The following is a 21,958-nucleotide window of genomic DNA, read 5'->3' as shown; positions in this document are numbered from 1 at the left end:
CGCACTCGCCTATACTGCGCCGTCATGTCCTCCATCCCGCCAGCCGAGCCGATATCGTGCCCCGACCGCTGGGCGCGCGCGCCCCGAGCGCTGCGCGGCGGTCAGGGCCCTCATACCCGGCTCTATCCGGCGCCCCGATCGCTGGAAGATGCCATCGTGGCCGTTGTCTGTCGTGACACACGCGGCTTCGAGCTGAGCGACGCGCAGCGCCTCTCGCATTTCCCGGCCTCTACGCTCGTGTGTCTTTCATGGTACCGGGAGCTGGATGCCGGGCTCGTGAAGGTGTCCGCGAGCGGCACGCTCTGGCGGCCGTTCGGTACGCCGCTCACGCTTTCGGGCAGCCAGTCGCGGCCCACCACGAGCTGGGCGCCGACCACGGGCTTCGGCGGCATGGTGTGTTTCGCAGCCGATGCCGCGAAGGCCTTGTTCGACGTAGATCCGGCGGCGCTCCACGACCGCTTTCTGTGCGCTCGCGCGGCACTCGGGCCGCAATGGCGCCCGCTTCTGGACGCACTGCTTTGCACTGCTGATGATGCACAAGCGCTAGCCGTCCTGGAGCAGCAACTCGCTGATCGCTGGGCGGCGGTTCGCGGCCGCCGCTCCGCTGCTGCCACGCTGCGCGAGGCGGGCCGCCGCTGGGTGGGGCGTCTCGCCTGGCAGGCTCGCGAATGGGGGCGCACGCATAGCGCGCGTCAGGTCGAGCGCCGCATCAAGGCGTACAGCGGGCGTTCGCTGCGCGAGTGGCAATCGCTCGTGAAGGCCGAAGGCGCGTACTTTGCGGCAACAGATCGCCTGGCGGCCGGCGATGCCTTCGACTGGGCCGCATTCGCCCACGACGAAGGCTTCGCGGATCAGGCTCACCTGAGCCGTACCACGACGCGCATGACCGGCTTCTCGCCGACAGCGTTCGCGCAGCGCTATGTAGAGGACGAGTCGTTCTGGATGTACCGGTTATGGGTGTGACCCGCCCCACCTTCTCGCCGTGGCACCGCGCTAGCGATCCACGCGCTGCTGCAACTGCGCCGGATAACGGTCGCCCACCACCTGGATTTGTGCCAGCGCCGCTTCGATGGCGGCGAGATCGTCGGCCGTCAGTTCGATGTCGGCTGCACCCACGTTCTCTTCCAGCCGAGAAAGCTTCGTCGTGCCAGGTATCGGCACGATCCATGGCTTTTGCGCGAGCAGCCACGCCAGCGCGATCTGTGCGCGCGTCGCGCCCTTGCCTTCGGCAATGCGGCCGAGTACGTCGACGAGGCCCGCGTTGGCCTTGCGGTTCTCTTCGGAGAAGCGCGGCACGAGGGTGCGGAAGTCGCTCTTGTCGAACGAGGTGCGTTCGTCGATCGCGCCGGTCAGAAAGCCCTTGCCGAGCGGGCTGAACGGCACGAAGCCAATGCCGAGTTCCTCCAGAACCGGCAACACTTTTTGTTCCGGTTCGCGCCACCACAGCGAATACTCGCTTTGCAGCGCAGCCACGGGCTGCACCGCATGGGCGCGCCGAATCGACTGCTCGCCGGCTTCGGAGAGGCCGAAGTGCTTGACCTTGCCTTCGCGGATCAGCTCCTTGACCGTGCCGGCGACCTCTTCCATGGGCACGTTCGGATCGACGCGGTGCTGGTAGAACAGATCGATGCGATCGGTCTTCAGGCGCTTGAGTGCCGCGTCTGCCACGGCGCGAATGCGCTCGGGGCGGCTGTCCATGGGTTTTTTCGAGTCGCCGTCCTGGAAGCCGAACTTCGTCGCGATCACCACCTGGTCGCGAAAAGGCGCGACCGCCTCGCCGACCAGTTCCTCATTGACGAAGGGGCCATAGACCTCGGCTGTATCGAAGAACATGACGCCGCGCTCGAACGCCGTGCGAATCAGGCGGATCGCGGCTGCCTTTTCGGTGGCCGGCCCGTAGCCGAAGCTGAGCCCCATGCAGCCGAGACCGATGGCCGAAACCTCGAGGCCGCTCTTGCCGAGTGTGCGTGTTTGCATGTGTTGCTCCTGTTGGGGTGGACTGGATTGGCTGGCGCCCCGTTTCGTGCGGGACTCGCCATCGATCCCACTGAGTGTAGGTTGCTGTCTGGAGATCAACAATCCCGCTAGACTTGCACGGGGTATTGAGAGGAATTCACAAATGTTGCGCACCGGCTTATCCGAACTAACGGCCTTCGTGACGATCGCCGAGCAGCGCAGCTTCAGCGGCGCGGCGCGCGTGCTGGGCGTCTCGCCTTCCGCGTTGAGCCACAACGTGCGCAACCTCGAAGCGAAGCTCGGCGTGCGCCTGTTCAACCGCACGACACGCTCCGTGGCGTTGACCGCGGCGGGCGAGCAGCTGCTCAACCGCGTGCGGCCCGCGATGGCCGATCTCGAAGACGCCGTACACCACGTGGCGACGGCGAGCAACCGGCCTTCGGGATCGATCCGCATCAGCGCTTCGGAGTCGGGGGCGCTCCCGCTCATCCGCCATGTTCTGCCGGGCTTCGTGGCGCGCTATCCGGACATTCGCGTCGAGTTCGTCGTCGATTCGCGGCTCGTGGACATCGTGGCCGCGGGCTTCGATGCCGGCGTGCGCGTGCTCGAAGACGTGCCGCGCGACATGATCGCCGTTCGCTTCGGTCCGGACATGCGCTTTGGCGCCGTGGCGTCGCCCGCGTACCTCGCGCGCCACGCCCCGCCGCGTGCGCCGCACGATCTCGAGCAGCACCAGTGCATCCGTTTTCGCTTTGAGAGCGGCGCGTTGTTCCGTTGGGATTTTGCGCAGCGCGGCAAAAGCGCCAGCATCGACGTGGACGGTCCGCTCACGCTTGGCAATCTCAACCTCATGGTCGAGGCGGCGCTCGCCGGAATCGGCGTTGCCTGGGTGCCCGAATCGCTCGTCGCCGAGCATCTGGCGGCCGGGCGGCTCGTGTCCCTGCTGCCGCAGCGGGGGCCGGTCTTTGCGGGACTTTGTCTCTACTATCCGGCGAATCGCCATCCGCCCGCGGCGCTGCGCCTGTTCGCGCAGGCGGTGCGGGAGTGGGCGGATGACTCGGCGAAGCATTCGCGCGATGAACGCGCGGCACCGGGCGCGTGAAACGCCACCAAACCGCCGTGCCTGCAATGTTTTGTGTCCCCAGCCCAAGCCGATACAGTGAGATACAAAGCATCGCGCGGCTTGCGGTATAACCCAAACTGTCCCTGCACACGGAGTTCGTTCATGTACGCCGATGGTTTTGCGGCCCGCCGCCGCGTACCGCTTGTTGCGGCGGTGCGGCAATGAAGGCGCTCCACTGGCCGCGCACGCTGTTTGCGCGTCTCGCCCTGATCCTTTGCGTTGGCCTCGCGCTCGCGCAGGTGTTCTCGTTCGCCCTCACGCTCGCCGAGCGCGACGACGCCACCGCGAACATGATGACCAACTACATCGCGCGCGAAGTCGCCATCTCCGTGGCGCTGCTCGACCATCTGCCCGCGGACAAGCGCGCGGCGTGGCTGCCGCAACTCGCGCGGCGCAGCTATAGCTTCATCCTCGGTCCCGGCACGCCAGGCGAGGCGCCCAACGCGAGCCGCTCGAAGGACGTGGCGCAGGCCATCGCGAGCGGCATCAGCGACCGGAATGCGCTGACGGCCAATGCCGTGCCGGGCAACGGCGAACATCTGCAGATCCATCTGCGTCTCTCCGACGGCTCGCCGCTCACCATCGATTACCGTCCGCTTGCCGCGCTGCCGTTGTCGGGCTGGCTGCCGGTCGTGCTGGTTGCGCAACTCGTCGTGCTGGCGGTGTGTTGCTGGTTCGCGGTGCGCGTCGCGACGCAGCCCTTGCATGAGCTCGCGCGCGTGGCCGACGCGCTCGGGCCGGACCTGAAGGCGGAGCGACTCGAAGAAGATGGCCCCTCCGAGGTGGCGCGGGCGGCGCGCGCGTTCAACGCCATGCAGGAGCGCATCGCGGCGCACGTGGCCGAGCGCATGCAGATCCTCGCGGCCATCTCGCACGACCTGCAAACGCCGATCACGCGCATGCGGCTGCGCGTCGACCAGATGGACGACGAGGCGCAGGCCGCGAAGCTCACGCAGGACCTGCGGGAGATGGAGCAGCTCGTGAAGGAGGGCGTGGCCTACGCGCGCACGCTGCACGGCACCGACGAAGCGCCGCGCCGCGTCGATCTCGACGCGCTGCTCGACAGCCTCGTGTGCGACTACGTGGATGCCGGGTCGCCCGTGACGTTCGAGCGCCGCCTGAATATGGCGATCGTCACGCGCGTGCAGGCGTTGCGCCGCATCGTGGGCAATCTCGTGGACAACGCGCTGAAGTACGGCGGCACGGCGGCCATCGAGGTGAGCGCGTCGCCGCAGGACAAGGCCGTGACGATCTCGGTGCTCGACAGCGGTCCCGGCATTCCGGAGGAGGCGCTCGAAAAGGTGTTCGAACCGTTCTACCGGCTCGAAACGTCGCGCAATCGCGGCACCGGCGGCACGGGGCTCGGCCTCGCCATCTCGCGCCAGCTCGCCGTGGCGATGGGCGCGCAGCTCACGCTGCGCAATCGCCCGGAAGGCGGCCTGGAAGGGCGGCTCGTGCTCGCGAGCGCCGCGGATGCCTGAGTCCCGGCCTGGCCGGCTCGCCCGGCGCGGTTTGCCTGCTCACGAAGCGAGCGGGATGAAGACGTTGAACTGACCTTCGTCGGGGTGCCGCGAGCGATGTCCCTTGCCCACGGTGTCTTCGCACAACACGACCGTGCCCGGCTCGCAGTGCCGCGTCTCGCCGTCGCTCGTTTCGAACTCGACCCAGCCGGTCATCCAGATCACGAACTGGCGCACCGGCGTGGTGTGCCAGTCCGCCTCCTTGAGCCCCGCGGGCACCCAGCCGAAACGTACCGACTTCGCCGGCTCCCAGGTCGAAAGGTAAATGGGCGGGATGTTGGGAAAGAGCTCGAGCGGCGTAAGCGGAATGTCCATGTCCTCGAAGTGAGACTCGCCCTGTGCGTCGGCATAAATGCGCAGACATTTCATGAGGGACCTCCTTGAGCCTTTTCGCGCTCGTTGCCGGGGGCCAGCATGGAAGATGCCGGCATGGCGGCGGCAGCCGGTTTCGTGGCCATTGCCGGCCATTTCAGGTCGACATGCGGTGCGCCGAATGTTCGCCAGCGCACATTGTCGCCCTGAATCAGGCTGTGCGGTGCGGGTTTGGCATGGCTGCGGTTCGTTCGCGATGCGTAGCGATTCGCGCGGCGGGTGCAATGTTTTGTGTCTACCCACGCGGCAGATACATTGCGATACGGAGCCGCGCGCGGCTTGCGCTATAAAGCGGTTCAACCCATTTTTTGATCGGAAAACGAAATGAGCGCGACGAGTTTGAAGGGATCCTGTCATTGTGGCGCGGTACAGTTCGAAGTTCGCACGGAGCTCGAGCCGGCCGTGCGCTGCAACTGCAGCCTGTGCCGCCGCAAGGGCGCGCTGATGAGCCCCCTGTTCGCCGGTGAGAACCTCACGATTCTCGCGGGCCAAGACTCGCTCACGCTGTACCAGTTCAACACGCGCGTGGCGAAGCACTACTTCTGCAAGCACTGCGGAATTTATCCGTTTCACCAGACCCGCAAGGACGCCACGCGCTGGCGCGTCAATCTCGGCTGCCTCGAGGGCGTCGACGCGTATGCGCTCGAGGCTTCGGTTGCCGACGGCGCGAGCCTTTCCGTGGTCGATGACGCATGAAGCGCCTGTTCGCCATTCTGTTGTTCGCGGTGGGCGGGCTGGCTGCGGAGATCGTGCATCCGGTGTACTGTTCGAGCATCGTGGAAACCCGCACACGCGGGGGGCGCAAGGAGGCAAGAACCGATGACGGAAAAGATGGACCACGTCCTGATCGTCGATGACGATCGCGGCATACGCGAACTGGTTGGCGCCTACCTGGAAAAGAACGGCCTGCGCGTCTCACTGGCTGCGAACGGTCGCGAGATGCGCACGGTGCTCGAAAGCGGTGCGCCCGACCTGATCGTGCTCGACCTCATGATGCCGGGCGACGACGGCCTCGTGCTTTGCCGCGAGCTGCGTGCGGGCAAGTTCCGCGCCGTGCCCGTGGTGATGCTGACCGCGCGCAGCGAGGAGACGGATCGCATCGTCGGCCTGGAAATGGGTGCCGACGATTACCTGCCCAAGCCGTTCGCCGTGCGGGAGCTTTTTGCACGCATCCGCTCGGTGCTGCGGCGCACCCGTATGCTGCCGCCTGGCATGGAGGTGAGCGAGTCGGCGCAACTGCTCGCGTTCGGCGACTGGCGGCTCGACACCACGGCCCGCCATCTGCTCGACAGCGAAGGGACGATCGTAGCGTTGAGCGGCGCGGAATACCGGCTCTTGCGCGTTTTTCTCGATCATCCGCAGCGCGTGCTCACGCGCGACCAGCTGCTGAGCCTCACTCAGGGGCGCCAGGCCGACGCGTTCGACCGCTCGATCGACCTGCTCGTGAGCCGGCTGCGCCAGCGCCTGCGCGACGAGGCACGCGAGCCGCGTTACATCAAGACGCTGCGCAGCGAAGGCTACGTGTTCTCGGCGGCGGTGAGCACGGTCGAGGCGCCGGAGTAAGGCGCGTCGATCGACATGGGCCGGGGCGGCGCACGCTTGTCCGGCGTGGCGGGCATGCCCACGCCGGCGCGCTGCGCTCAGCCGAAGAAATTTAGTAGTTCTTCGGAAACAGCTGCCGGCTGTTCCTCCGGCAGGAAATGGCCGCAGTGTGCAATCGTCGCGCCGCGCAGGTCATCGGCGTAATCGCGCAGCGGACCTGCCATGTCGGAGATCGAGCCCTGATCGGCGCTCAGTGCGAGAACGGGCATCCGCAATTTGCCGCGCGTGCTCAGTTCGCGATTCTGGCGTGCCGAGAGAGCGGCGGCACGATAGTAGGCCAGCCCCGTGCGCAATCCGCCTTCCTTCGTGAACACGCGCAAATACTCGTCGATGTCGGTGTCGGCGAAGGTTTGCGGGTTCGCGGTCTTGCGGCGCAGAAACCAGTCGAGGTAGGCACGCTCCTTGCCCGCGATCAGCAGTTCGGGAAGATCGGGAATCGCATGGAAGGCGAAGTGCCAGGTGCGCCACGCGCGCTCGGGCGCCACGGGCAACGCGTCGGGCAAGGTGATGCCGGGAATGCCGGCGTCGAGTAGCGCGAGGTTCAGCACCTCATCGCCGAACAGCGCCGCGTGGGGATAAGCGACCCAAGCGCCTACATCGTGGGCCGCGAGGTGGTAGCGGTGCGCACCGAGCTTCTCGAGCAACGCGTGCAGCGCGCTCGCGAGCGACAGCGTGTCGTAGCCGCCGGGCGGACGGTCGGAGTCGCCCTGGCCGGGCAGGTCCGGTGCGATCACGCGGAAACGCGCAGCGAGCCGCGGCATGACCTTGCGCCATGCGAACCAGCTTTGCGGGTAGCCGGCCAGCAACACGACCGTCTCGGCTTCCGCTTTGCCGCCTACGACGTAGTGGAGCCGCGTGCCTTCGATGGTCGCAAAGCGATGCTCGAAGCCGGCCAGGATCGAATCGGGCGACGAAGCCGGACCCCGGTCGACGATGCGTGGGGCGACGGGCGAGGGTGTGCTCATTTCGTGAAGCTCCTGGGAGAGGGTTGGTGAAGGCGACAGCGCGCTTGCATCGTGCCGTCCTATATAGGAAATATTCATTTCCAAATTGGCCAAAAAAATTCAGCCCAGCAAACGCATGGCCTCATCGGCTGCGGCCAGCATCTCGCGCTGCGTGCGCCCGGATTTGCCGATCAGGCGGAAACCGTGGAGCAGGGCCAGCAGGCTGCGCGCCATGGCCGGCACATGTATTTCCGATGAGATAGAGCCGTCTTTCTGGCCTTGCTGAAGCAGTTCGCGCAGCATCTCTTCGGTGCGGCGCATGGTGGCTTCGATGAGCGTGGCGATTTCCTCGTCGAACGTGGCGAGTGCCGTCGCGCTGGAAACCACGAGGCAGCCGCGCCTGCCCTCGCGGCCGTGCGACGATTCGGCGTAAAAGCGCAGCATGGCCCTGATCTTTTCGCGCGCGCTGGGCGCCTTGTCGAGCCGTTGACGTAATCCGGCGTTGCGCACGCTCACGTAGTGATCGAACGCGGCGAGAAAAACCCCGCGCTTGTCGCCGAACGCCTTGTAGAGGCTGCCCGCGGTCAGGCCCGTCGCGTCGCTGAGGTCGCCCACCGAGGTGGCGTGATAGCCGCGTTCACGGAACACGCGTACCGCGCCATCGACGACCGTTTGCATGTCGAACTCGCGGGGGCGGCCCGGGCTACGGGCCGGGGAGGGGAACTTCTGCTCGGCTGCCATGCAGCGATTATAGGAAATGATCATTTCCTAATCAACTGCCTCGCTTCCACGGAACTTACTCCGCGGTTTCGCCCCGCCCCTTGTGCTGCGCCGCGAGCCGTTCCTGATGAGCCGGCGGAACCGGATCGTAGTGGCTCAACTGAATGCTGTAATTGCCGTTCCCACCGGCGAGCGAGTTCAGGCGCGACTGGTAGTCGTTGAGTTCGGCGAGCGGCACCTTGCCCGCAATGACCATGGCCTGGCCGCCTATCGTGCGCGTGCCGTGCACCTGGCCGCGCCGGGAGGAAAGGTCGCCGATGATATCGCCCATCGCCGCCTCCGGCGTCATCACCTCGATGTCGACGATCGGTTCGAGCACGATGGGCTGAGCCTTGAGCACCGCGTCGATAAAGGCCTTGCGCCCCGCCGTGACGAACGCCACTTCCTTCGAGTCGACGGGGTGGCTCTTGCCGTCGTACACGGTCACGCGCACGTCCTGCATCGGAAAGCCCGCGAGCGGCCCGCTGTCGATGACCTGCAAGATGCCCTTTTCCACGGCGGGCATGAACTGCGAAGGAATGGCGCCGCCTTTCACGGCATCGACGAACTCGTAGCCCGCGCCGCGCGGCAACGGCTCCACGCGCAGCATGACCTCGCCGAACTGGCCCGCGCCGCCCGTCTGCTTTTTGTGGCGGCAGTGGCCCTCGGCCTTGCCGCCTATGGTTTCGCGCCACGCGATGGTGGGCGGTCGCGTGACCACGTCGAGTTTGTACTGATCGGTGAGCCGCTCGAGCATGTAGCGCAGGTGCAGTTCGCCCAGCCCGCGCACGACGGTCTCGTTGGTGCCCACAGGGTGCTCGATCTGCAGGCAGGGGTCTTCCGCCGCGAGCTTTTGCAGCACTTCCCACACGCGCTGCTCGTTGCCGGGGCGCGCCGGCTCGATCGCGAGGCCGTAGATCGGATTGGGAAAGTCGGGCGGCGTCAGGTGGATGTTGCCGTCTTCGGGGGCATCGTGCAGCACCGCATCGAAGCCGATATCGTCGGCCTTGGCCACCGCGCAGATATTGCCGGGCCCGGCGCGCTGCACTTCCACGTGCTCCTTGCCCTGCAGCATCAGCAGATGCGCGACCTTGAACGGCTGGCGCGCATTGCCAATGTAAAGCTGGCTGTCCCGCGAGACGGTGCCCTGATGGATGCGAAACACGGCGACCTTGCCGATATAGGGGTCTATGACGATCTTGAAGACGTGCGCGAGCACGTGCTTGTCGGCCACGGGCTCGGCGCGCACGGGTTCCACCTTGCCGTTCGTCTCGCGATAAAAGAGCGGCGGGTTGCCTTCGGTGACGTTGGGCAGGAGCCGCACGAGCACGTCGAGCAACTGGGCAATGCCGGCGCCCGTTACCGCGGAGGTGAAGCAGACGGGCACGAGATGCCCTTCACGCAAGGCGCGCTCGAAGGGCTCGTGCAATTGCTCGGGGCGGATGGCTTCGCCTTGCTCGAGGTACAGCTCCATCAGTTCGGGATCGAGTTCGATCACCTGGTCGATGAGCGCGTTGTGCGCCGCTTCCACGGAGTAAAAGTCGGCTTCGCCCGCGGGATTGAAAAAGCAGTCCACCACTTCGCGGCCGCCCTTCGCGGGCAGATTGATGGGCAGGCACGTCTTGCCGAAGGTCTCCTGGATCTGCGCGAGCAGTGCCGGCAAATCCACCTTTTCGCCGTCGATGCCGTTCACGATGATCATGCGGCACAGCTTGCGCTGCTGCGCGTACGCCATCATCCGGGTCGTCGTCATCTCGATGCCGGTGCGCGCGTTGATGACGATGGCCGCCGTTTCCACCGCCGGCAGCACGCTCATCGACATGCCGGCGAAGTCGGGATAGCCGGGCGTGTCGAGCAGGTAGATGCGGGTGTCCTGATAGTGGAAGTGGGCGATGGCGGAGTTCAGGGAGTGGTGGTATTTACGTTCGAGGGGATCGAAATCGCAGAGGGCGGTGCCGCGGTTCACGCTGCCCGGCGAGTGCAGGGCGCCGCCCTGGTGCAGGAGCGCTTCGGCTAGCGAGGTCTTGCCGCAGCCGGCGTGTCCGACCAGAGCGACCGTGCGGATGGCTTCGGGACTGTAATCCATTTGTCGATCCCTTGTTGTGCAGGTTCATCCAGTGTGGCGTTACAATCTTTCTGCAATTCCACTGAATAATCAATTGGTTGTCAACATGATTGGCCTGATTGGATCCATTTTGATCCGTCTGCTGCCAAGTCGCTTATGCAGGGCTAGATGGTGGGTCAAAGTCTTGGGGAATGCCCTATGCCCATGCTTGCCGACCGCGCGCTACGCAACCTGAAACCCGACGATGGGCCGCTCACCGATAGTCAGGTGCCCGGACTGATGATCCGCCCCAATGCCAACGGCGGCAAGTGGGCGTTGCGCTACGTGAGCCCTACGACACGCAAGCGCCGTGAAATGGGGTTGGGCGTCTACCCGTCTACGTCGCTGCACGACGCCCGAGCGCGCACGCTGGCGATGCGCAGCCAGATCGACAGCGGCCACGACCCAATCCAGGAGCGTAGACGCGGGCGGGTGATCACGGAGCGGGAGGCGAATGTGCCCACCTTCCCGCAGGCCGCCGAGAAAACGCACGAGAAGGCTAAGAGCGGCTGGAAGCATGCCGACGGTAGAAACGCGCGACGGTGGCTCAGTAGCGTAAAAATGCACCTCGCGCCGCTACTCGAGTGTCGCGTCGACACCCTCAAGCCGCGCGACTTTTCCGATGCACTCGCGTCTGCGTGGATCGAGTGTCCACGTATCGCGGATAACGTCTTTCAGCGCGCTCGCGCGATCATGGAATGGGCTTTCGCGGCGTACCCGGAGCACGTGATGGGTAATCCGGTGCCGAGCGCGCGCGCCTTGCAACCGAGCCGAAGCGCGCGGCAGTCGAAGCCAAAACATCACCCTGCGATTCTGGCGTCGCCGTTGCGATGGCTTCACGCATTCATGCGACGCTGCGAACGACCTTTGCCACGCGCGCTCGGTGCATGAGCACTATGCCGCGTAACCGGGATTGCGCCGGTCGAGCCGGCGAAGCAGCCCAGGCCAGGCGAGCGCACCCGGGCTGACGCCCCTCGTCACGGTGGCGATCTGCTGCCGGATGCCGTCGAGAATCGGCTGGGCGATCGGCCGAAGCTTCGAGCCACCCGCCTGTGCGCGGACCTGAATCATGCAGGCTGCTTCGAAGAAGTACATCGCGACGAAAGCATCCGCCGGCGTTGCGCCGACAGTCAGGAGCCCGTGGTTGCGCAGCATCAGCCAGGTGTTGTTGCCGAGGTCGCGCACCAGCCGGGGCTTCTCGTCTTCGTTCAGGGCGATACCCTCGTAGTCGTGATAGCCGAGCGATGCGAGCACGCCGAGCGATTGCTGGGAGAGCGGCAACAGGCCTGCCTCCTGTGCCGACACGGCCACGCCGTTGACCGAATGGGTGTGCATCACGCAGAGCGCGTCGTCGCGCGCCGCGTGCACCGCGCTGTGAATCGTGAAGCCGGCAGGATTGATGTCGTAGGGTGAGTCAGACACTTTGCGACCTTCCAGGTCGATCTTGACGAGCGACGAAGCGGTGATCTCGTCGAACATCATGCCGTATGGGTTGATCAGGAAATGGTGCTCGGGTCCGGGTACGCGCGCGGAGATGTGGGTAAACACGAGGTCGTCCCATCCGAACAGCGCGGTCAGACGGTATGCCGCGGCGAGATTGACCCGCGCGTCCCACTCGGCTGCGGAAACGGCATGCTTCAGGCTGAGATCAGGTGTGGCCATATCGAGTCTCCTCAATCAATCGGTCTGAACAGCTTCGGTGACGGCCCCTTGGCCGGATGTTCTGCCGAGGCACGGCAGGCAGCGGGGGGCGTTGACGCATGATCGCTCAAATCGCGCGTAATAACTGTCGGCTAGTCGACAAGTCGCTCATGCTCCGAAGCGCTGAGGTACAACACTCGATGACTGAAACGAGGCGCGGCGCAATGCGCCGCGCTTCGATGTGCTTACTGGTTGCCCAAGGGCGCTCCAGCGCCGCTGCGGACTTCGATCTTGCTGTTCACGTTGCGCACGCCGCTCACGCCCTGTGCCACCGAAGTGGCGAGCGAGATTTGATTTTCGTTCGCGACCACGCCGCTCAGCGTGACGACGCCGTCATGCGCGCGCACGCGGATATAGGTGGACTTCAGTCCCTGCTTGCGCGCGGCGCGCAGCGCCTGGCGCACGCTCGCCGCGAGTTGCTTGTGGGTTGGCGCGGAGGCAGCCGCAACGGGCGCTGCCGTCGCGGCTGAAGCGCTCGAGGCAGCGCTGCCGCCCTGCGCACGCACACTCGCGCAGACGGCGAACAGCACGGCGGCGGCAAGCCGTAGCCGAGCGTCACGCCATACGCGTGGTCGACCCAGCCGCCAACGGTGCGATACACCACTTCGGCGCGGAAGTCGTTGCGCTTCAGGTAGCGGTAGATGGCGCCGAGCGTATAGGTCGACGAGACGCGGTCGCCTTCAAGACGCGGTGCCACGAAGCTGCGACGACGACGTAACGGCGACACCCGCCTGGGCTTGATACGCTCGCGCCTGGTTGCGGGGGCAACGAAGCGGCGCGGTCGAGCACGATCGGGGCGGCTACCTCGGCCGGCGCGGCGCTTGGGATGGCCAGCGGGCCGGCGCCGGTGGAGTTGACTTCGGCAGGTGGCGTGCTTCAGGTATTCAACGGCTCTGGTTGCAAATAGCTGGCCCAGCCGAGGCGCTTGTTATAAGTATGGATGCCCTATCAATTCAAAAGAACGGTATTCCAGATGGCAGGCGAAGCCGTGCCCCTGATCCCGAGGGCGGAGAAGTCAAATTAGCGGTATTTCGACTTGCGTCCTGGTTATTTCCTTCGAGCAGGTCGGGGTGCAGGTTCTTTGCACAGTCACACGGCCTCGCGCTTGAATTCGTCTCTCTCACGGTAGCGAAAAACGAAGGACACCTCAGTTTGAACCGTCGCGCCGAAGCGATGCCAGCAACCGTGGTATTTCAGTTTTCTCGTGCATACCGAGCTTGCGGTACGCGCAGCGCAGATAGTGACGCACGGTCGTCGGCGAGATGCCCATCCGTTGGGCGACTTCCTTGTGTGACAAGCCATTGCCGTAGTGTGTCATCGCGACCAGTTCTCGCGGGCTCAAACGGTCGAGTTCCGAGCGCGCGCGTGCTTCCAGCTGATAGAGCCCTGCGATCGGCGCGCATTGCACGGTGATGCTCTCGCCCGTGAACGGATGGGTCGTGTCGCCGCCCAGCCAGTCAACCAGCGGCTGCGGCAGTGTCTGGTTCGTGTACAGCGGCCAGTCCTGGCACAACATCGTTTCGAACGCCTTGTCGGCTTGATGGACCGTGCCGAATGAATCGCAGATGGCGCGCGCCAGTGGCGCGCTCGGCGTCGTACTGCGTTCGCGCGTCAACTGGAACGAACGATTGATCGTCAACGCCGCCGCGAGATGCGCGATGACGTTTTCGACCTTGTGGGCGTCCTCATCGGTAAACGGCCGGTCCAGCGCGCGCCGGTACACGGAAAGGAAGGTCGTCAAGCCAAAGCGGTGATCTAGCGCGGTTACCACCATCAGTTGCGCGAGCCCGTATTTGACGGCCCAGTTGACGAAGCGTGCCGGCACGCCGGGCTCGACAATCGAGATGGCCTTCGCACGCCCATACGCGCCGCGGGTGGCGCTCGCGAGCGGGTCGCAGTCACGCACCTTGATCCAGTCGCCAAAAAACGTATCGGGCAGACCCCAGGTAAAGCTGTTGTGCATGACCGGACCCGTGGCCGTATGCGTCGTGACGCCGGTCCAGCCAGCTTCGAACGAGAGCTGCGAAGACAGCAGCCGGAAAAACCCATTCTCGAATTCGCCAATGCCGGTTTGATTCGCGAGCGCATAGAGGTCGAGCAGCAGAACGCTCAGGTCGCGCTCAGGCGTGCCATCGGGCGCGAACGGGCCTTCGAAATCGGCGCTGCGTGCGTGCGGCGTCGTTTTTGCGTAGCTGTCGATAGCGATCGCCGCAGGCATACGCGGGACGTCGCCCGGTGCGTTGCGCCGGCCTGCGCTGCGTGTCACGTCGTTCTCCTCCGCAATGTCCGCAGTCTCCGCGGTTTCCACGGTTTGCGCGGTTTCCGGTCCAGCGCCGGATTTGAACCGATTATACGTGCCGCCTTATTTCGGCGAACGGCTCCCATGAATCCGGTTAGACACCCTCCATTTGAACGGGGTCGAGCCTTCAATTCATCCGTGGAGCCCGCCCGTGGATGGCCACGGCTTTCAGCCGCGCCATGACGCAAGAGCCTCCCGTCGCGGGTGCGGGTTTTCCGCATCGTTCACTTGAAGGTCTGTTCACGATGTTTCCCGTTACCGACACTGCAGACGGATTCAGGACCGCACGCACCGTACGAAGCACACGGCGGTCATCGGGCACAGCACCTGTTCATGCGCGCCGATGCCCATCAAAACAACATTGCATGGTTTGGAGCCAGTAGATGAAGCAATCCGATTCACCCCGGCAGATGCGGCGGCCCGCGCGGCTCGTGGCCCTCACGGCGGCATGCACGGTCATGCTGGGCGTTGCCGGCCACGTGCACGCGCAATCCAGCGTGACGCTATACGGCATTCTCGATGCGGGCATTCAATACCGCACCCACGAAGACGGCCAGCACAGTGCCGTGAATCTGCAGAGCTATGGCGTGCTGCCTTCCCAGTTCGGCATAACGGGCAGCGAGGACCTCGGGGACGGACTCAAGGCGATCTTCCGTCTCGAGCAAGGGCTCAATCTCAACGACGGCACCGCCACGGTGCCCGGCCTCGCTTTCTTTCGCGGAGCGTGGGTCGGACTAAGGGGTGGTTTTGGCACGCTTACGCTCGGGCGCCAGTTCAGCGTGCTGTTCGATCGCACGGTGCTTTACGATCCGCTGTTTTACGCGGCGTATAGCGGGCAGGGCGTTCTCGTGCCGCTCTCCGCGAATTTCATCGACAACTCGGTGAAGTATCAAAGCGCGGATCTGGGCGGCTTCAGCGCCGAGTTGCTCGCCGCGACGGGGGGCGTGCCCGGCAACTCTCGCGCCGGCCGCGTGCTGGAGGCCGGCGCGCAATACAGCGGCCACGGCGTGGGCGTGAGCGCGGTGATTCATCAGTCGCACGGCACGGTCAGCGCGAGCGCGGACACCTCCGCGCAGCAGAGCACGATCGGCGTTCTGGCCGCGCATTGGGATATCGACAAGCTTTCGCTCTACGGCGGCGCGGAGCGCGAAACGGGGTCGCTCGCCCCCGTAAAAACCGTGGCTTGGGGCGGTGCGCGCTACCAGCTCGATCCCGCCGTGGGCTTCGCGGCCGGCATTTATCACACGTTTTCGAATGTGGCGGCCGTCGGGCATCCCACGCTCTATATCGCGAGCGGCACGTATGCGCTCTCGAAGCGCACGTTTGCGTATCTGAATCTCGGCTACTCCCACAACACTAGTGGGAGCACGCAACCCGTCTACGAGTACGACACATTGCCGCTGGCCGGCGTCTCGCAGTTCGGCGCGATGGCCGGCATGTCCCACTCGTTCTGACGCGTTACGCCTTTCAACCGGAATCCGATCGTCATGAAAAATCCTTCACAGTCCTTAGCGTCATCCACCTTCGCGCAGCGCGATTTCGCGGCGTCGACGCTGCTCTCGCTGGTCGTGTTCGCGGCGATCACGCCGCTCCTCCTGCTCGTTGCGCCTGCCGTCGCGGCGCAGCTCGGCGCACAACTGGGCCTTTCCGCTTCGCAGATCGGCAGCTACTTCTTCGTCGAGCTTGGCGCGTTCAGCTGCGCGACGTTGCCTGCGCTCCTCTGGCTCGGACGCGTGGATGCGCGCCGTGTCGCCGCCGTCGCCGCAGCCGTGTTCTGTGCGGGCAACTTCGCGACCGCGCTGCTGATGCCCGGCTTCGCCGGCCTGCTCGCGCTGCGCACGATCACCGCACTGGGCGGCGGCACGCTCATGGTGCTGTGCATGACGAGCGCGGCGACGAGTGCGAATCGCGATCGCGTGTACGGCCTGTGGGTGGTCGGCCAGCTCGTGGCTGGGGCGCTAGGCCTGTTCGTGCTGCCAGGCGTGTTCGCGGCCTTCGGCCTGCGCGCGCTCTATGTCGCGCTCGGCGTGCTCGGACTGTGCGCCGCGCCGCTCGTGCGCGGTTTCGATCCGGCGCTTGGCTGCGCGTCGCGCACGCAGGCGAACGTCGATGCTGCACATGGCGCCAGCGCCGGCGCGGTGGCGAGCGCGACGCTCGTCATTGCCGGCGTGCTCGCGTTCTACGTGGCGATTGGCGGCGTGTGGACCTTCGCGAGCAAGGCCGCCACGCTGGCGGGGCTCGATACCGCCAGCGCGGGCGAGGTGCTCGCGCTGGCAAGCGTCATGGGCATCGTGGGGGCGGCGTGTGCATCGATGATTGGCGGGCGCGTGGCGCGCTACGCGATGCTGCTCGCAGGCTACGCGATCCTCGCGGGTGCGCTCGCAGCGCTTGCGACGCATCCTGGCGCTGCGGGTTTCTGCGCGGCTGTCTTCGCATTCAAATTCGCGTGGACCTTCGTGCTGCCGTTCATTCTGGCTGCCGCCGCGAAGCGCGACCGCTCCGGGCGCCTCGTCGCCTCGCTGAACTTCGTGATCGGCGCCGGGCTGGCGGCGGGGCCGCTCATCGCGGGCGTGCTGCTCGACGCAGGCGCGTCGCTGGCCGCGCTGTTCGCGGGCGCGGCCACGATCTGCGTGCTTTCGTGCCTGTGCCTGCTGCTGGTCGAGCGCCGCTGAGACGAGCCGCGCCCAGGGCATGCCAAAACCGCGCAGTCCGCCTAAGCGGGCTGCAACCTCCCACGATCCATCTTCGGACCACTAGCAAGAGACTCTCATGAGCAAGACCGCATTCTTCACCGACGAACGGACCTTCTGGCACACGGGCGGCGCGCATGCGCTGTTCTTTCCGGTGGGCGGCTGGGTGCAGCCGCCGGCCGCAAGCAGTTACGCGGAGTCGCCGGAATCGAAGCGGCGTTTGCTCGCGCTGATCCAGGCGTCGGGCCTCGCGGCGTCGCTCGACATGCGCGGCGCCCCTGCCGCCACCGAGCGCGATTTGCTGCGCATTCACCCGGGCGACTACCTCGCGCGCTTCAAGGCGCTCTCCGACGAAAACGGCGGCGATCTCGGCGAACTCGCGCCGTTCGGCAAAGGTAGCTACGAAATCGCGGCGCTCTCGGCAGGCCTCGCCGTGCGCGCCGTCGATGCGGTGCTCGGGGGCGAATGCGCCAATGCGTTCTCGCTCTCGCGCCCGCCGGGCCATCATTGCCTGCGCGACAAACCGATGGGCTTTTGCCTCTTCGCCAATATTCCAGTGGCGATCGAAGCCGCGCGCGCGAAGCACGGCGTGGCGCGCGTGGCGGTGATCGACTGGGACGTGCATCACGGCAACGGCACGCAGTCGATCTACTACGACGACCCCAATACGCTCACGATTTCGCTGCATCAGGAAAACTGCTTCCCGCCCGGCTATAGCGGCGCGCAGGAGCGCGGCGCCGGGCCGGGCGTGGGGGCGAACATCAACATCCCGCTCCTGCCGGGCGGCGGCCACGACGCGTACCTGTACGCGTTCGAGCGCATCGTGCTGCCGGCGCTCGAGCGCTTCTCGCCCGAACTGATCGTGGTGGCCAGCGGGCTGGACGCGAGCGCCGTCGATCCGCTTGCGCGCATGCTGCTGCACAGCGAGAGCTACCGTGCGATGACGCAGCTCGTGCGCGACGCCGCCGAGCGTCATTGCGGCGGTCGCCTCGTGGTGGTGCACGAGGGCGGTTATTCGGAGGCCTACGTGCCGTTCTGCGGCCACGCGATCATCGAAACACTCGCGGACGTGCGCACCCAGGTCGAGGACCCGATGCTCGAACTCGCGATCGCGCAGCAGCCGAGCGCGCGCTTCGCGGCGTTCCAGCGCCAACTGATCGACGAAATGGCCGAGGCGGCCCTCGCCTGAAGGCGTTTCTGAAATGCATCCTGCGACCCGCGCGCCTTGTCATCCTTCTGGTCGATGCCGCGCGCGAGGCCGCCTTCGTAGAGTGAGTGTCGCGCCGCACGGCCCATTGGCCCACGGTGTGGCGCGCCAGCTTAACGAATCAATCAGGAGTTCAATCCATCATGTCCCAACCGGTGTTCATTCAGGTGGGCGCGCTCGCCGAAGGTTTTGCGCCCGCGAGCCATATTCTTCAACCCGTGAGCGACCTCGAAGGCCGCACGTTCGCGCTGCGCTACGAGGACGGCACCGTGGACTCGCTACGTTTCGCGGGCTCCGATAGCGTCGAAGTCGAGCGCACATTGAGGGGGGCGGCCACGCCAGCGCAACCGCGCGAGCGCCACGCGTGCCGTGTCACGTCTCTTCGCGACGGCATTTATTTCGTCGATTACGTGGGCGCCGACGAACGTCTGCTCGACGACGAGGGCGAGCCGCGCCCGGCCGCCACGAGCTACGTGCTCGACGTGCGCAGGCAGCTTTGCACGGCCGTGACCGGCACGTTGCCGAGCGAAGCGCAAACGCATATCGACGCGTTTACGCGCGTGGAACGCGGCCTGGAGTTGACGGGTGTCCAGGTGCAATTGCGGCATGGCCGCATCGGCGCGCCGGCCGCCGAGGGGGCCGCGCAAGCGCCGCTGCACGCCCCGACACGCGAGCTGATCGGCATGCGCAATCTCTACACCTATAGCGCGACGGAGCGCTACGAGCACATCTATCTCAACGACAATTTTTATGCGTGGCAATGCCTCTCGGGTGTGGAGGCCGGGCTCGCCGACGTGGACCGCTGCCACATGATCGCCATCGACGCGAAGCTGTACCTGTTCGTCTGGCGCGAAAAGATCGTCCCGACGCTCGGCGTGGTGCTGATCGACCTCGAACGCATGAAGACCGACGGCAAGATATTCGGCTACCAGGGCAGCCGGTTCGATGCGCTCTCGAACTTCCCGGTGGGCGCGCATGCCCAGGTGCTCAATGTGACGCGATACCCGTCATGACGGACGCCACGCTTTTCGCGCGCGCCTTCGAAGGCCGGACCGTGCTGGTGACGGGCGGCGCGCAGGGCATTGGGCGCGGCATCGCCGAGGCATTTGCGCGGTGCGGCGCGAACGTGGCCATAGCCGACCTCCAGGCGGATCTCGCGCGCGAATGGCTCGCGCGTGAGCGCGGGTCCGGGGGCGCCGCCAATGCGTTTCGCGCCTATGACGTCGACCTCGCGCGGCACGACGAGGCCGTTGGCTTGATCGAGCGCGTCGAGGCCGACTTCGGCCGGCTCGATGTACTCGTGCACAACGCGGCGTATTTCCCGCTCACGCCCTTCGATGCCATCACGCCTGCCGTGCTGGAACGCACGCTCGCCGTGAATCTGTGCGCGCTCTTCTGGCTCACGCAGGCCGCCACGCCCGCGTTCGAGCGCCGGGGCGGCGGCCGCGTGCTCGTCACCTCTTCCGTGACGGGGCCGCGCGTGGCGTACCCGGGGCTCGCGCATTACGCGGCGTCGAAGGCCGGCGTCAACGGCTTTATCCGCCCGGCGGCGCTCGAACTCGCGCCGCAGCGGATCACCGTGAACGGCGTGGAACCCGGCATGATCCGCACGCCCGCGATGGAAAACCTCGGCGACGCCGCCTTGAGCGCGCGCATTGCGAGCGCGGTGCCGCTTGGGCGGCTTGGCGAACCGCGCGACATCGCGGGCGCGATGCTGTATCTGGCGTCGGAGCACGCCGCCTATGTCACCGGGCAGACGATCGTGGTGGACGGCGGCGCGACTTTACCCGAGGCGTCGGCGGCGTTCGCGTGAAATCATGCCGCTTCAAGGCGGCTTGCCAGCCGCCTTGAAGCGCTTCGCACGCATTTCACAGGCGGTCGAAGGCGAGCGTCGGCACATCGACGATCGAGGAGCCGCCATCTGCGACGATCGTCGCCCCGGTTACGATCGACGCGGCGGGTGAGGCCAGAAACGCACACACGCTGGCGATCTCGTCCGGGCTTGCGGCGCGCCGCAACGGCACGTCGGCGCAGACGCGCGCGTAGGCTTCGTCGAGCGTGCCGCCGTGGGGCGCGATGAGCGGCTGCATCTCCTCGTCGGCCATAGGCGTGCGGACCCAGCCTGGGCAAACGGCGTTCACGCGCACGCCATGCGGGCCGTAGTCGCGCGCGAGCGAGCGGGTCAGACCGAGGAGTGCGTGCTTGGCCGTGGTGTAGCCGCATACGGCCGGGCCCGCCGCCAGTGAAGCGATCGAGGCCACCAGCACGATCGCGCCCCGGTGCGCGAGGAGTTGCGGGAGGCATGCGCGCGCGCTCACGAACGCGGTGTCGAGGTTCGTGCGCATCGCGGCGGCCCATGCGGCGTCGTCGGTTTCGGTGGCGCGGCCCGCACCGAGGCCGCCCGCGCAGGCGATCAATGTGCGGATGCCGCCTTGGGCCTCCAGTTGCGCGGTGATGCGCGCCCAGTCTGCGGCGTTCGCGGCGTCGGCTTCCAGGACAAGACCGCCGGTCTCGGCCGCCACGCGCTCGAGCGGCGCGCGGCGCCGTCCGACCAGCGCGACGCGTGCGCCCCGGGCGGCGAACAGGCGCGCGCACGCTTCGCCGATGCCGGTGCCGGCGCCCGTGATGACGACGTGGCCCGCGCCGGCTGTGGGGATGTGGCTCATGGGGATGTCTCCTGAGTGTGGGGATGAGGTGGGGATGAACGTGGAGCGAGCATAGGCAACGCGCGCGCGACGGCCAATCGAGCAAAAGGATGACAACGCGCACCGCCTTGCACGCACGGCGTTTGCCGAATCGCGCTCACGCGGGGCGAACGCTCGTGAGTAGCATCGAACGTCTGTCGTGCAGAAACAGGGGGACACATCGTGCAAAGAGACACCGAAAGCCGTGCAGCGCTCGAAGCGGCCGTCGCCACGCTCGCCGGGCTCATACATCCCGGCGCGACGGTTTTTTATCGTATCGGCGCGGATCAGTTGCCCTGCGGCTTCGAGCTGTTCGGGCTCGCGGAGACCATGCACCGGACCTGGCTGCAGCGCTATTGCGTGCTCGATCCCATGCATCCGTCGCGCTACGTGCAGCAGGGCGGCAACGTGCTCACGCTCGACGGCGAGTTGCCCGCAGCCGTACGTGATGCTTCGGTCTACTGGCTTCGTTTTCTGAAGCCTTACAGGGTGGTCGACGTCATGGAAGTGCTGCTGCGCGAACAGGGGCGCGTGGCGGCGGCATTCTCGCTGCTGCGCTTCGCGCCCGACGCGCCGTTCAGCGTCGACGAAATCGAGCGCGCGAATGCGCTCCAGCCGCTGCTCGAAGTGGCGTTGGCGGGCATATGGCGCAGCGAGGCCGCCATGCACGCGGTGCAACACAGCCTGGACGCTGCGCCGCGTCTCACGTATCGCGAGGAACAGATCGCGCGGCTCGTGCGCAACGGCCTCTCCAACAAGGCGATCGCGCGCGACCTCGACCTGTCGCAGCCCACGGTCAAGACCCACTTGCTGCGCATGTTCCGCAAGCTGGGCGTATCGAGCCGCACCGAACTGATCGGCGCGCTCTACCTGTAAAGGCACGCTTCCATGAAGCATTGGCGCTTCGCCCACGCGGCGACGCCCCCGCACAAACCCTGGCTTTTCCGCTTTGCCCGTGCGGGTTGCCAATTTGTGCTGCCGGACTTCATTTTTGACC

The 21,958-nt window shown here is 66.1% G+C and carries 21 protein-coding genes; 12 read left to right on the top strand and 9 right to left on the bottom strand.

Annotated elements, in window-relative coordinates; translation table 11 throughout:
• Nucleotides 1–24 precede the first annotated feature (24 nt).
• Nucleotides 25–963: an AraC family transcriptional regulator gene (locus VMJ11_RS12735; RefSeq protein ID WP_325619761.1), complete on the top strand. Its 939-nt coding sequence runs from the start codon at nt 25–27 to the stop codon at nt 961–963.
• Between the two features lie 30 nt (nt 964–993).
• On the opposite strand, the gene VMJ11_RS12730 is transcribed toward VMJ11_RS12735, so the two are convergent.
• The gene (locus VMJ11_RS12730) at nt 994–1,977 is read right to left on the bottom strand and encodes an aldo/keto reductase (RefSeq protein WP_325619760.1); all 984 of its coding nucleotides are present in this window, start codon (nt 1,975–1,977) and stop codon (nt 994–996) included.
• A gap of 142 nt (nt 1,978–2,119) precedes the next feature.
• On the opposite strand from VMJ11_RS12730, the gene VMJ11_RS12725 reads away from it, so the two are divergent.
• Both VMJ11_RS12725 and VMJ11_RS12720 read left to right on the top strand, forming a co-directional pair.
• A complete protein-coding gene (locus tag VMJ11_RS12725; RefSeq protein ID WP_325619759.1) occupies nt 2,120–3,058 on the top strand; it encodes a LysR family transcriptional regulator in 939 nt (312 codons plus the stop codon).
• Nucleotides 3,059–3,240: 182 nt separating this feature from the next.
• Nucleotides 3,241–4,560, top strand: a complete 1,320-nt coding sequence (locus VMJ11_RS12720) for an ATP-binding protein (protein WP_325619758.1) — start codon at nt 3,241–3,243, stop codon at nt 4,558–4,560.
• Nucleotides 4,561–4,599: 39 nt separating this feature from the next.
• On the opposite strand, the gene VMJ11_RS12715 is transcribed toward VMJ11_RS12720, so the two are convergent.
• Nucleotides 4,600–4,968, bottom strand: coding sequence for a cupin domain-containing protein (locus VMJ11_RS12715; protein ID WP_325619757.1), 369 nt, complete (start codon nt 4,966–4,968; stop codon nt 4,600–4,602).
• Nucleotides 4,969–5,295: 327 nt separating this feature from the next.
• Between VMJ11_RS12715 and VMJ11_RS12710 the strand changes: the two genes are divergently transcribed.
• Together VMJ11_RS12710 and VMJ11_RS12705 are read left to right on the top strand one after the other, a co-directional pair.
• Nucleotides 5,296–5,667, top strand: coding sequence for a GFA family protein (locus VMJ11_RS12710; protein ID WP_325619756.1), 372 nt, complete (start codon nt 5,296–5,298; stop codon nt 5,665–5,667).
• A 123-nt stretch (nt 5,668–5,790) separates the two neighbouring features.
• Complete coding sequence (locus tag VMJ11_RS12705; protein WP_325619755.1) at nt 5,791–6,534, top strand: response regulator; 744 nt, start codon at nt 5,791–5,793, stop codon at nt 6,532–6,534.
• Between the two features lie 77 nt (nt 6,535–6,611).
• Here VMJ11_RS12705 and VMJ11_RS12700 read toward each other — a convergent pair whose 3' ends face one another.
• The 3 genes from VMJ11_RS12700 to fusA form a co-directional block, all read right to left on the bottom strand.
• Nucleotides 6,612–7,538 carry an alpha/beta fold hydrolase gene (locus VMJ11_RS12700; protein ID WP_325619754.1) on the bottom strand — a complete coding sequence of 309 codons (927 nt, stop codon included), beginning with the start codon at nt 7,536–7,538 and terminating at the stop codon, nt 6,612–6,614.
• Between the two features lie 99 nt (nt 7,539–7,637).
• Complete coding sequence (locus VMJ11_RS12695; protein WP_325619753.1) at nt 7,638–8,282, bottom strand: TetR/AcrR family transcriptional regulator; 645 nt, start codon at nt 8,280–8,282, stop codon at nt 7,638–7,640.
• 31 nt (nt 8,283–8,313) lie between these two features.
• The gene (gene fusA / locus VMJ11_RS12690) at nt 8,314–10,362 is read right to left on the bottom strand and encodes an elongation factor G (RefSeq protein WP_325619752.1); all 2,049 of its coding nucleotides are present in this window, start codon (nt 10,360–10,362) and stop codon (nt 8,314–8,316) included.
• Nucleotides 10,363–10,539: 177 nt separating this feature from the next.
• Here fusA and VMJ11_RS12685 point away from each other — a divergent pair, with 177 nt between their 5' ends.
• Nucleotides 10,540–11,271 (top strand): Arm DNA-binding domain-containing protein, encoded by a 732-nt coding sequence (locus VMJ11_RS12685; protein ID WP_325619751.1) that lies wholly within the window; start codon nt 10,540–10,542, stop codon nt 11,269–11,271.
• A gap of 3 nt (nt 11,272–11,274) precedes the next feature.
• Here VMJ11_RS12685 and VMJ11_RS12680 read toward each other — a convergent pair whose 3' ends face one another.
• The 3 genes from VMJ11_RS12680 to VMJ11_RS12670 all read right to left on the bottom strand — a co-directional run bounded on the left by VMJ11_RS12680 (nt 11,275) and on the right by VMJ11_RS12670 (nt 14,299).
• Nucleotides 11,275–12,042 carry a class II aldolase/adducin family protein gene (locus VMJ11_RS12680; RefSeq protein ID WP_325619750.1) on the bottom strand — a complete coding sequence of 256 codons (768 nt, stop codon included), beginning with the start codon at nt 12,040–12,042 and terminating at the stop codon, nt 11,275–11,277.
• 224 nt (nt 12,043–12,266) lie between these two features.
• Nucleotides 12,267–12,611, bottom strand: a complete 345-nt coding sequence (locus VMJ11_RS12675; RefSeq protein ID WP_325619749.1) for a BON domain-containing protein — start codon at nt 12,609–12,611, stop codon at nt 12,267–12,269.
• 617 nt (nt 12,612–13,228) lie between these two features.
• On the bottom strand, nt 13,229–14,299 hold the full coding sequence (locus VMJ11_RS12670) for a helix-turn-helix transcriptional regulator (RefSeq protein WP_325619774.1): 1,071 nt from the start codon (nt 14,297–14,299) through the stop codon (nt 13,229–13,231).
• A 464-nt stretch (nt 14,300–14,763) separates the two neighbouring features.
• Between VMJ11_RS12670 and VMJ11_RS12665 the strand changes: the two genes are divergently transcribed.
• From VMJ11_RS12665 to VMJ11_RS12645, 5 genes are all read left to right on the top strand, one after another.
• Nucleotides 14,764–15,834 (top strand): porin, encoded by a 1,071-nt coding sequence (locus VMJ11_RS12665; protein ID WP_414694381.1) that lies wholly within the window; start codon nt 14,764–14,766, stop codon nt 15,832–15,834.
• Nucleotides 15,835–15,867: 33 nt separating this feature from the next.
• Nucleotides 15,868–17,052, top strand: coding sequence for an MFS transporter (locus VMJ11_RS12660; protein WP_325619748.1), 1,185 nt, complete (start codon nt 15,868–15,870; stop codon nt 17,050–17,052).
• A gap of 97 nt (nt 17,053–17,149) precedes the next feature.
• Entirely contained in the window at nt 17,150–18,259 is a 1,110-nt protein-coding gene (locus VMJ11_RS12655) for a class II histone deacetylase (protein ID WP_325619747.1), read from the top strand.
• Nucleotides 18,260–18,417: 158 nt separating this feature from the next.
• On the top strand, nt 18,418–19,290 hold the full coding sequence (locus VMJ11_RS12650; protein WP_325619772.1) for a MoaF C-terminal domain-containing protein: 873 nt from the start codon (nt 18,418–18,420) through the stop codon (nt 19,288–19,290).
• Nucleotides 19,287–20,090: an SDR family oxidoreductase gene (locus VMJ11_RS12645; RefSeq protein WP_325619746.1), complete on the top strand. Its 804-nt coding sequence runs from the start codon at nt 19,287–19,289 to the stop codon at nt 20,088–20,090. The genes VMJ11_RS12650 and VMJ11_RS12645 overlap by 4 nt, the downstream gene beginning before the upstream one ends.
• Nucleotides 20,091–20,145: 55 nt before the next feature.
• Here the strand turns inward: VMJ11_RS12645 and VMJ11_RS12640 are convergent, their stop codons facing one another.
• Nucleotides 20,146–20,943 carry an SDR family oxidoreductase gene (locus tag VMJ11_RS12640; RefSeq protein WP_325619745.1) on the bottom strand — a complete coding sequence of 266 codons (798 nt, stop codon included), beginning with the start codon at nt 20,941–20,943 and terminating at the stop codon, nt 20,146–20,148.
• A gap of 201 nt (nt 20,944–21,144) precedes the next feature.
• On the opposite strand from VMJ11_RS12640, the gene VMJ11_RS12635 reads away from it, so the two are divergent.
• Nucleotides 21,145–21,837 carry a helix-turn-helix transcriptional regulator gene (locus VMJ11_RS12635; protein ID WP_325619744.1) on the top strand — a complete coding sequence of 231 codons (693 nt, stop codon included), beginning with the start codon at nt 21,145–21,147 and terminating at the stop codon, nt 21,835–21,837.
• Nucleotides 21,838–21,958: the final 121 nt, after the last annotated feature.

It is taken from the genome of Paraburkholderia sp. (genome assembly GCF_035501035.1).
Taxonomy (GTDB): Bacteria; Pseudomonadota; Gammaproteobacteria; order Burkholderiales; family Burkholderiaceae; genus Paraburkholderia.
The sequence above is the reverse complement of the archived record's forward strand: the minus strand, read 5'-3'. Positions and strand labels throughout refer to the sequence as shown.

Excerpts from the sequence above, each read along its gene's own strand:
- VMJ11_RS12735 (WP_325619761.1), top strand. The coding sequence starts at position 25 with ATGTCCTCCATCCCGCCAGCCGAGCCGATATCGTGCCCCGACCGCTGG.
- VMJ11_RS12730 (WP_325619760.1), bottom strand. The coding sequence starts at position 1,977 with ATGCAAACACGCACACTCGGCAAGAGCGGCCTCGAGGTTTCGGCCATC.
- VMJ11_RS12725 (WP_325619759.1), top strand. The coding sequence starts at position 2,120 with ATGTTGCGCACCGGCTTATCCGAACTAACGGCCTTCGTGACGATCGCC.
- VMJ11_RS12720 (WP_325619758.1), top strand. The coding sequence starts at position 3,241 with ATGAAGGCGCTCCACTGGCCGCGCACGCTGTTTGCGCGTCTCGCCCTG.
- VMJ11_RS12715 (WP_325619757.1), bottom strand. The coding sequence starts at position 4,968 with ATGAAATGTCTGCGCATTTATGCCGACGCACAGGGCGAGTCTCACTTC.
- VMJ11_RS12710 (WP_325619756.1), top strand. The coding sequence starts at position 5,296 with ATGAGCGCGACGAGTTTGAAGGGATCCTGTCATTGTGGCGCGGTACAG.
- VMJ11_RS12705 (WP_325619755.1), top strand. The coding sequence starts at position 5,791 with ATGACGGAAAAGATGGACCACGTCCTGATCGTCGATGACGATCGCGGC.
- VMJ11_RS12700 (WP_325619754.1), bottom strand. The coding sequence starts at position 7,538 with ATGAGCACACCCTCGCCCGTCGCCCCACGCATCGTCGACCGGGGTCCG.
- VMJ11_RS12695 (WP_325619753.1), bottom strand. The coding sequence starts at position 8,282 with ATGATCATTTCCTATAATCGCTGCATGGCAGCCGAGCAGAAGTTCCCC.
- fusA (WP_325619752.1), bottom strand. The coding sequence starts at position 10,362 with ATGGATTACAGTCCCGAAGCCATCCGCACGGTCGCTCTGGTCGGACAC.
- VMJ11_RS12685 (WP_325619751.1), top strand. The coding sequence starts at position 10,540 with ATGCCCATGCTTGCCGACCGCGCGCTACGCAACCTGAAACCCGACGAT.
- VMJ11_RS12680 (WP_325619750.1), bottom strand. The coding sequence starts at position 12,042 with ATGGCCACACCTGATCTCAGCCTGAAGCATGCCGTTTCCGCAGCCGAG.
- VMJ11_RS12670 (WP_325619774.1), bottom strand. The coding sequence starts at position 14,299 with ATGCCTGCGGCGATCGCTATCGACAGCTACGCAAAAACGACGCCGCAC.
- VMJ11_RS12665 (WP_414694381.1), top strand. The coding sequence starts at position 14,764 with ATGAAGCAATCCGATTCACCCCGGCAGATGCGGCGGCCCGCGCGGCTC.
- VMJ11_RS12660 (WP_325619748.1), top strand. The coding sequence starts at position 15,868 with ATGAAAAATCCTTCACAGTCCTTAGCGTCATCCACCTTCGCGCAGCGC.
- VMJ11_RS12655 (WP_325619747.1), top strand. The coding sequence starts at position 17,150 with ATGAGCAAGACCGCATTCTTCACCGACGAACGGACCTTCTGGCACACG.
- VMJ11_RS12645 (WP_325619746.1), top strand. The coding sequence starts at position 19,287 with ATGACGGACGCCACGCTTTTCGCGCGCGCCTTCGAAGGCCGGACCGTG.
- VMJ11_RS12640 (WP_325619745.1), bottom strand. The coding sequence starts at position 20,943 with ATGAGCCACATCCCCACAGCCGGCGCGGGCCACGTCGTCATCACGGGC.